This is a genomic window from Okeania sp. SIO2C9, from assembly GCF_010672455.1.
GTDB lineage: Bacteria > Cyanobacteriota > Cyanobacteriia > Cyanobacteriales > Microcoleaceae > Okeania.
Genome location: NZ_JAAHGO010000252.1, coordinates 1 through 1,288, shown reverse-complemented (window position 1 = coordinate 1,288; position 1,288 = coordinate 1). Strand labels below are relative to the sequence as shown.

Sequence of the window (1,288 nt, the reverse complement as noted above, 5' to 3'; positions counted from 1 at the left end):
TTACTGGAGAACTGTACGGCATTGAGGATCCCCAAAAAATCCATCTGCCTGCGTAAAGCTTCTCGATTCAGGGCAACGGTACGTTTTCCCTGGGACCGTAGGGTTAATGACAATTCTACTGAGCCATAAACACGCTCTAAGTTAGCCCTAATTTGAGCAATCGGGGCTGCTTCTAGAACTAAATCACGGTCACGCCTTGAGCGATGACTCTTAAGTGTAGAGAGCAATTCCACCGCTTCTAGCAAATTTGACTTCCCTTGAGCATTATTTCCTACCAAGATTGTTTTGGGAGCGTCAAAATTTACTAGGCATTCCTGATAATTGCGAAACTGTCGAAGGTATAAGCTTTTGAGATACATCCAAGCGGAACTGACGCCAAGTGCGTCCTAAGGCTATAGCGTCAGTGTAGGATATCACAGCAAATTAGCCACGGCTGGACGAACCCCATCAGAGGGATTTCGGCATTTGATCAAGTTTGCCAAGTCTTGGAGTTGGCTGATTGCCTCAGCCCCTTCTAATTTCATCAATTCTCGGTCATCCCGCATTTCCGTCCAGGTAATTCCGTAATCTGAGACTAAAAAGCTAATCAAATGGTCATCCCCCAGACTGACCATAAAAGATGCACTATTCATTTGGCTACCACAGGTGTAGCAAGATGCTAGATAACCTTGGTTCTCCAGCACTACTGCTAAAGCTTGGAGATTCATCACCAGATCATGGACAAATTGACGGTGTTGTTCTGCCAGTCTTATAAACACATTTCTCCTCCAAACACCACATCCTAAAATTTTAGTGCCTTTATACTTTTTTAAGATTTTAACCTTGTAAATCTTGGGAGATATCAGCTCACAATCACGAAAAGTTTTGGAAAAATTGATTTTCTCTAAAACTTTGCTTAAGACTAACTTGCTCAGTGATTTCCGAAAGTATCAACAGAAACACTATGGGCTTTACTTTTATAAACTATAGCCAAGCAAACTTGGCAAGGTTCTATCCCAAGATGGACTTAAGACTCTGGCAACGTCAAGTTAGCGCTCAAAATACTTTGCCAAAACTATAAGAATAACTAATATGTATGCTTAAATAGCAATTATGGCTAGCAATTTGATTACAGCCAGACTTATAACTATGGGGGACTCTTTAAATCCTGCCTGATCACGGCTTTACCTAGTCCGGCAAGAATGCCCTCGAAACACGCGACGGGAGTGTCAACCCACCCCTCCTCCCTTAAGACAGGGTGGAGTTAATTTAGCTACCCATTCTAATTTACTTGCCACCAACCAAATAG

General features: G+C 42.5%; 2 protein-coding genes. Both read right to left on the bottom strand.

The window, feature by feature from the left end; all coding sequences use genetic code 11:
* Positions 1–359 (bottom strand): AAA family ATPase (locus tag F6K23_RS40760; RefSeq protein ID WP_293166941.1); only part of this gene is annotated, 359 nt, incomplete at its 3' end.
* A gap of 54 nt (positions 360–413) precedes the next feature.
* On the bottom strand, positions 414–758 hold the full coding sequence (locus tag F6K23_RS40755) for a DUF1815 family protein (protein ID WP_293166939.1): 345 nt from the start codon (positions 756–758) through the stop codon (positions 414–416).
* Positions 759–1,288 lie beyond the last annotated feature (530 nt).